A 7,786-nucleotide genomic window follows, 5' to 3' on the forward strand; every position below is an offset into this window, starting at 1 on the left:
AGCGTTGGGTTTCATGTCAATTCCTTGGAGAAGAAAGCCTCACTGCTCATGAGGAGGACCAGTACTCATCGAGCAGTAAGACTTTGATTAATGCTTAGGTTTACCCGCGTTATTGCACCGTCCAATCACCGCCGAGCGATTTGTACACCGCCACGGTCGCTTGCGCCGCTTGCAGCTTGGCGGCTACTTGGCGATCTTGCATCACGCGGTGCTGACGCTGGGCGTCCAGCAGCGCAATGTAGTCAATCAGCCCTGCACGATAGAGTGACTTGGCTTTATCCAGCGCCCGATCGGTCGCCTGCATAGCAATGTCAATTTGATCGCGGTTTTGTTGGCTGCGGCCATAGGCAAATAGCGTCGAGTCCACTTCAGCAATCGCACTATTCACAGTGTGCTCGTAGCGCAGCGCGGCGTTGTTCAAGCGAGATTCCTGAATCTCTACATTCGCTTTGCCGCGTCCGCCATCAAATACGTTCCAGCTCACGCCGGCACTGCCCGCCCAGCCAAAGGAATCACTTTTAAACAGATCATCAAAGCTGCCAGCAGAAACACCTGGCGTACCAGTAATAAAGAACTTCGGATAGCGATTGGCCATCGCTGCGCCGAGCTCCTCATTGATGGCGGCCATATCACGCTCCGCGATACGAATATCTGGGCGGCGGGTCAGCAGTTCCGACGGCAAACCGACCGGAATCAAGCCTTGCAACTCAGGCACATTCTGATGCGTGGCTAGCTGGGTATCGATTTGAGTCAGCGGCACACCGAGTAAAATCGCCATGCGATGCTTATGCACCTGCTCCGCGATCTCTAACTGTGGAATGATCGCCTGCGTGGCCGCCAGCATGGCTTCGGCTTGCGATTGGTCAAGCGCCGAGCCGTAGCCACTGTTCACCACACTCGTCACCAACTTGAGGGTCTTCTTTTGATCCTCAATGTTCTCGAGCGCCAATTGCTTGCGCTGATGGGCGCCGCGATACTGCAAGTAGTTGTGAATCAGATCCGCGCTGAGCGCCAGATTCAACCCTTCACGGTAGATCTCGGCTTGTTCGACACGAGTTTTCGCCGCTTCCGATTGCTTATCAATGCGGCCAAACAGATCCAACTCCCATGAGAGATTCGCGCCTAAAGCGAATCCGTCATGTTGATTGTCCATCAAGGTCATCGAACCGAGCCCCGGAGCAATGTTGTCGAGCCCCGGCACACTCTGACCAAGCGGGTTAAGAATCGGGCCGAGCGCCGAATCGTTCTTACTGAACTGGTAATTGTAGTAACCTGCGCCCACATTGACGGTGGGCACCTTGAACGACTCAACAATGGCTTGGTACGCATTCGCCATTTGGATACGCGCTGCTGCCGTTTTCAGGTGGATATTTTGCTGCTGCAACTGTGCCACCAATTGATTGAGTGTCTCATCACCGAGGGATTGCCACCACAAATCTTGGGTTGCTTGCTCACTGTGCTCGGCGTTGAGGTAAGTCTCGGCCAAGGTCATACTTGGCGCTTGGTAATCGGGGCCGACTGCACAGGCCGAGAGCGATAACGCCATCGCAACAGGCAGCAGTTTGAAAGTAAAACGAGTCATCATGATCATTGCCCTGCTGGTTGGGTATCGAAATTAAACGCATCATCGCCGCGCGCCGGTTCGTCTTTGGTGGTGAGCATGTATACCGCTGGCATCACCATCAGTGACAGCACGGTGGCAGCCGCAAGGCCGCCGATAATAGTGGCTGCCATTTGGTCAAATAGCAGATCGCTCATCAGCGGAATCATGCCTAGCGCTGTAGTCAACGCGCCCATCGAGATCGCCATGGTGCGGTTAAGTGTCGCGGTTTTGACCGCATCGGCCAAGCCAAGCCCCGCTTTGCGCTCAAGCTCAATTTGATCCATCAAGACAATGCCGTTTTTGATGATCATACCGGTCAAGGTGACCGCGCCAATCAGCGCCATAAAGCCAAACGGTTTATCAAATGCCACCAGCGAGAACACCGCCCCTGTTGCAGCCAGTGGAATGGTCGCGAGGATGATGATCGGCTGTTTAAAACCGTTAAACATCGCCACCAAGATGATGATCATGATGATCATTGCCTTAGGCAGTTGCATCAAAATATCGGTCACCGCTTTGTGCTCATCGTAATACTCACCGCCCCACTCCATGGAGTAACCGTCTGGCAGTTCAATTGCTTCAATGCGATCTTTCACCGCGTCACGCACTTGGGCTGGCGTGGCATGGCGAGCGACACCCGCTTGCGCTGTAATGGTTTTCACTCGGTCGCGGCGCCAAATCATCGACTCCTCTGGGTAGAATTCGAAACCATCCACCACCTGACCAAGCGGCACAGTGTGCAAGCCAAGAATCGATTTCACTGGCAAGGTTTCGAGCGACGCCATAGTGCGCTCTGTCGCGCGAACTTGAATGGGGATCAGTTCGTCGTTGAGGTTCATCATGCCAACCGTCAACCCGTCGGATGCACGTTTCATCGCCAGCGCAATGTCTGCACGGTTAATACCGGCGCGGCGCGCTTTGTCTTGGTTGATGACCGGCTTCATCACTTGCGTCTGCTGGCGCCAGTCGTCACGCACATAACGTGCGTCTGGGTGGCTAGCAAAAATCACCTGAGCCTGCTCAGATAACTCATGCAGCACATTGGCATCTGGCCCTGAGAAGCGCGCTTCAACGGCAAACTTATCAGACGTCGCGAGCTTCAAGGCGCGAAAACGTGGCTGCGCATTCGGGAACTGCTCCGCAAGGTAGCGATCACCACGAGCAACCAGATCTTTGATGCCGTGAAAATCATGCGTATTGATGAGGATCTGCCCATAAGCCGCATCCAATGGCTCCGGCTCCACCGTCACAGAGAAGCGTGGCACGCTTGCGCCCACCGCCGTTGAAATGCTCTCGACTTCAGGCTGAGCGAGCAGCCATTGCTCGATTTGGCGCATATCACTGGAGGTCTGCTCGACTTTCGCACCATTCGGTAGCCAGTAATCCAGGAACACGATTTCACGATCCGATTGCGGGATGAAGTTCAATCCAACAAACGGCACTAACGCAATCGTCACGAGAATAGTTGGCACTAGGGTTGACAACGCCTTTTTCGGGTTATCAACAATCCAGCCAGTGATCTTCGCCAGTCGATGACTGCTGCCCTCGCCCTGCTGCGCTTTTTTACTGGGTTTGATAAACAACCAACACATCAAGGTGGTAAACACCATGGCGACTAGCCAAGAGAGCAGCAATGAGGCTGCGATGATGTCAAACACCGACTCTGCAAATTCCGCCGCATCCGTCTGGGAGAACACCACAGGACTTGCGCCCATGATGGCAATCACGGTCGCGCCAAGCAGAGGGATGGCGGTCTCTTTGAACGACTCCATCGCGGCAACAGTGCGATGCACGCCTTTGTTGATTTTGACAATCATCATATCGGTGATCACAATCGCGTTGTCCACCAACATACCGAGCGCCAAAATAAAGGTGCCAAGTGAGACGCGGTGCAAATCAATCTCACGCACGTTCATGTAAATCAAGGTCAGCAGAATGGTCAGGATCAAGCTACCGCCGACAATCGCCGCACTTTTGAATCCCATAAAGACCAGCAACACGATGAAGACAATCGCCACGCTCTCGGCCAAGTTGCCAACGAACTCATCGATCGACTTCTGTACCTCTTCTGGCTGATAAGCGACGGTTGATACACTCACACCCAGAGGCAGTTCAGCATTAAATTGCGCGATCATCTCGGTGATGGTATCTCCAAGCGCGACAACGTTGATGCCATCAACCGGACTTACCGCCAAGGTCACTGCTTGTTCGCCGTTAAAACGGCTTTGAGTGAGCGCCGGCTCTAAATAGCCCATCGTCACATCCGCGACATCGCCCAAGCGAATCAAACCCGTGCTCAGCTCGCTGACGCCGCCTTTGATCACCAAGTTTTGAATGTCATCGATGGATTGAAACTCGCTGCTCTGCTCGACGCGAATACGCTGTGAACCCGCATCAAAACTGCCAGCATCAAAAGTCGTGTTTTGTGCGTTGAGTTGATTTAAAACTTGAGTCACTGACAAGCCATACTGCGCCAAGCGCTCATCGGGCATATCAATGTGCACCACGCGCTTTTGCACGCCGTGTAGCTCAATCTTTTTGATACCAGACACAGCTTTCAGTTGGCGCTGCAAGGTCTCGGCGTAGCGACGCAGCTCTTCCGGTTTGGCGTCGTCGCCATGAATGGCGAACAGCATGCCGTAGACTTCTGAAAACTCGTCTTGCACTATGCTGATCTGCGCAGTGGATGGCAGCAGCAATTTGACATCATTGATCTTGTGACGCATCAAGTCCCAAAGCTGAGGTAACGCTTTGGAATTGGTTGACTCGTGTAGATCAACAAACACCATCGAACGCCCCGGCACAGAAATGGAGCGCAGCTTATCCAACGCGCCGATTTCTTGCAGCTTGGTCTCTATGGTGTCGGTGACTTGCTGCTCGACCTCTTCAGCGCTCGCACCAGGATAAAGCGTTACCACCACGGCGGTTTTGACAGTAAAACTGGGATCTTCGAGCTTGCCAAGATCAAAATAGGAAAACAGACCGGCAATCACGCTCAACGCAGTAAAAAACAGCACAAAGGTGCGCTGTCGAATAGCAAATTCGGCTAGATTCATCATGCTTGCATCTCACCCTTAATCTGCTCGAACCAAAACATTCGCCACTTTTTGTCCATCAGACAAATAGTGCGTACCGCTCACCACCACCTGCTCACCTGCCGAGAGTTGTCCGTCAACACACGCAGTATTGGCATTGAGTGAACGAACGGCGACAGCGCGCTTCTCAACCTGCTGATCACGGATGAGGTGTACATGCAGTGTGTCTTGCTCGCCCACTAAGGCCGAGTAAGGCAAGCAGTAAGCCGGTACCTGTTGGGCATTCGTGGTGGAGACCACCACGGATTTACCGATAAAGAGCTCATCACTTGGCTGCGAAAGCGCCAGTTTCACCGTGTAGGTTTGTTTTATAAGGTGAGGAAACGGCGCTATTTCGGTCACTTTGGCCGTGCGCTGCGCTTCGCTGCCGTACCAGCTTAATGTCGCTTCTTGGCCAGCGTTGATAGAGGCAATCAAGTTTTCCGGCACATCAATTTCCACTTGCAACGCGTTAGGGGTTTGCAAGCCAATCACCGCCGCGCCCGGCAGCACTTGTTCAAATTCATCATACGCAATACGGCCCACTAGCCCAGAAAACGGGGCGCGCAACTCGGTGTAACGCAGCGCGTCTTGAGCGCGCTGAATGTTCTTCTCCACCACTTTGACCATCGCCGCCGAACGCTCATACGCACTCATGGCACGATCAAGATTGACACTGGCGATCGCATCATCGGCGCGCGCCTGCTTAACGCGTTTCAGTTCATTGCTGGCAAGAGCGTGCGCTGACTTAGCTTCCAGCATCTTCGCTTCTAACTCCTCAAGCGCGACTTGGTAGTCATGCTTATCCAGTTTGGCGAGCAGTTGGCCTTTTTCAACGAAGTCGCCCTCATCGACCAGCAGCGTCTCTATGGTACCTGCCACGCGAAACGACAGCCCAGCGCTATTTTGCGAGCTAATGATGCCATTAAAGTGCTTGAGTGTTTGCGAGGAAGGGCTTTTAAGCTCGATCACCTGTACGGTGGTTTGCTCTACGGCAGTCGACGGCAGGGTCACCTCGCCTTCACTGCACGCGGTTAAGCCGAGCGCCATCGCCACCAGTAAACTGTTGTGCGTAAACGTATTCATGGGTTTGGTCCTATTGGTATGTGAGCCACTGGCTCGTTACAATCGGTTGAGATTGAACGCACCGAAGCGGCTAAACCACTTCGGTGCGGGGGATAACGTTAGAAGTCGTAGCGGATACCAAGCGCTAGCTCGTCTTCTTTTTGCCACTTGTATTGCACATCGCTGTCAGACAAGTTGTTGAAGTTGTATGAGATGTAGCCACGGAAGTTCGGCTGGAAGTAGTAGGTCGCATCAATCGCGATGTTATCGGCTGCGTCGCTCTTCTCACCGGTGTATTTGTTTTTTTCTTCTAGGTAGTTGTAGGTCGCAGTAAAGACCGCTTTATTTAATGTGTACGACGCCGCCACTTCATAACCTGACAGGTCCGACGCTTGTCTTAGGGTGCGGTTTTTATCTTCACCATCGACATACGCGGCGGCAAAGTAGAAGTCTCGGAATGCAACCGAGCCTGCGAGCATAAATTGGTCACGTTCAATCACGTAGCCTTGCTCATCAAACTCGTTGCCATCGGCATAACCTAGGCCAAGGTTGATACCAAACTCATCGATATCAAACGCGTAGGTGGTGGAGAGTGAGTAACCATCCGCGTCATTGTTGTCGAATTTATCGAGTTTGCCAGTCGCATCTTCAGTAATACGGTCTGCAAAGCGGTACGAACCTTTCACGCCCAAGCCACCAAATTTGCCGGTATAGGTGAGCATGTTATCGGTGCGGTCAGCGATAGCGATTTTGTACGCCGCCGAGTTGCCGTGGTAAGCCATGATGTCGGTAAAGTCGGTAATGACGCCCAGCGCACCTTCGTTCTTACCGTAAGTCACTTCACCAAACAGGGAGCCAAAGCCTGCGTATGCGTAACGGTTGGTGAGGTTATCTGCGTCAGTATCGGTCGCTTGACCTTGCTCATTGGTGGTGAATTCACCTTCGTAGAAGCCGATGCCGTAGAAGCCGTTGGCCAATTCCGCTTTACCTAAGAAGTTAAGACGGATACGTGAGCGATCTTCGAATTCGCCGTCCATGACTGACGCGCGCGCTTCTGCACGTCCGCCCATTTGGATAGAGTTTTTACCGTCATTGTAAATTTCTGAAGCCGACACAGAGGTTGCCGTTAGCGATGCGATGGCCAAAGCCAAAAGTGTTTTGTTGCTGTTCATTCGTAAGCCCTCGAATAATTATTGGTAATTGAACGGTGTGCATAATAATTTTCGATAAGCGTGAAATACATAAAGCCAAATTTATTCAAAACATCTTCAATCGTTATGAATCTGATGAATTCTCGATCAACCCAATCCCTTCTTCTGATTTGAAAGCGCCACCATCGCCAAGAAGATCACATTTCCTCAGCAATCCCGCACCATTACATCTCCACTTGTTATGCAATGTATAACTGAGCATGCCTGTACGGTGATGAATCAAGATCACTAAAATGGCGCCAACCGCGCGCTCCAAGGCGCTTTTCTTCCCCTTGCAACCAAGACATCTTGATGACTATGACTCTCAGCTCGCCCCCAACGCCCATTGCTCGCTTATGTCTCTCTCTGCTGCTTATTACCAGCCTGTATTCGAGCCATGTCACGGCGACGCCATATCGATTTCCGGACTTTTTCGGCATTGGTATTGGCAAAACACCGGAATATCACGGCGCCAAAGAAAGCATGACAGGCGCAGTACCCGGCGGACGCTACGCGTTTGAATCGGGAAGGTATATGGAGTGGTATGGGCCTTATGCGGGCATTAAAGTCAACACTGACTCACACTTTGAATATGGTCCCGCCGTGCTTTACAAACTGGGTCGAGATGAGGTCAAAAATTCGACGGTGGATCAGCTCAACGCCATAGAGTCCGGCACCGAGTTGGGGCTGTTTATCGGCTACAGCGTCGTCAACACCGACTACGCGTTACCGTTTCGCTATCGCGCTGGCGCACTCGCAAGCCATGCCTTTAGCGGTGACACCGAAGGCGCCAACATTAACCTCTACAACAGTGTAGGTGCTGTTCATGCCACCTGTTGAGTAGTGATTAACCT

At 52.4% G+C, this 7,786-nt stretch carries 5 protein-coding genes; 1 reads left to right on the top strand and 4 read right to left on the bottom strand.

Annotation, left to right across the window (positions count from 1 at the left end):
• Nucleotides 1-109 precede the first annotated feature (109 nt).
• The 4 genes from AC6R1O_RS01125 to AC6R1O_RS01140 all read right to left on the bottom strand — a co-directional run bounded on the left by AC6R1O_RS01125 (nt 110) and on the right by AC6R1O_RS01140 (nt 6,914).
• The gene (locus tag AC6R1O_RS01125; protein WP_500656353.1) at nt 110-1,585 is read right to left on the bottom strand and encodes an efflux transporter outer membrane subunit; all 1,476 of its coding nucleotides are present in this window, start codon (nt 1,583-1,585) and stop codon (nt 110-112) included.
• A 2-nt stretch (nt 1,586-1,587) separates the two neighbouring features.
• Nucleotides 1,588-4,662 (bottom strand): efflux RND transporter permease subunit, encoded by a 3,075-nt coding sequence (locus AC6R1O_RS01130; RefSeq protein ID WP_500656354.1) that lies wholly within the window; start codon nt 4,660-4,662, stop codon nt 1,588-1,590.
• A gap of 15 nt (nt 4,663-4,677) precedes the next feature.
• Complete coding sequence (locus AC6R1O_RS01135; RefSeq protein ID WP_500656355.1) at nt 4,678-5,763, bottom strand: efflux RND transporter periplasmic adaptor subunit; 1,086 nt, start codon at nt 5,761-5,763, stop codon at nt 4,678-4,680.
• A gap of 98 nt (nt 5,764-5,861) precedes the next feature.
• Nucleotides 5,862-6,914 (bottom strand): porin, encoded by a 1,053-nt coding sequence (locus AC6R1O_RS01140; protein WP_500629127.1) that lies wholly within the window; start codon nt 6,912-6,914, stop codon nt 5,862-5,864.
• 330 nt (nt 6,915-7,244) lie between these two features.
• Here AC6R1O_RS01140 and AC6R1O_RS01145 point away from each other — a divergent pair, with 330 nt between their 5' ends.
• Nucleotides 7,245-7,772, top strand: a complete 528-nt coding sequence (locus tag AC6R1O_RS01145; RefSeq protein ID WP_500656356.1) for a MipA/OmpV family protein — start codon at nt 7,245-7,247, stop codon at nt 7,770-7,772.
• Nucleotides 7,773-7,786: the final 14 nt, after the last annotated feature.

Source organism: Vibrio sp. R11-SG3-ISO3-SZ (assembly GCF_059834345.1).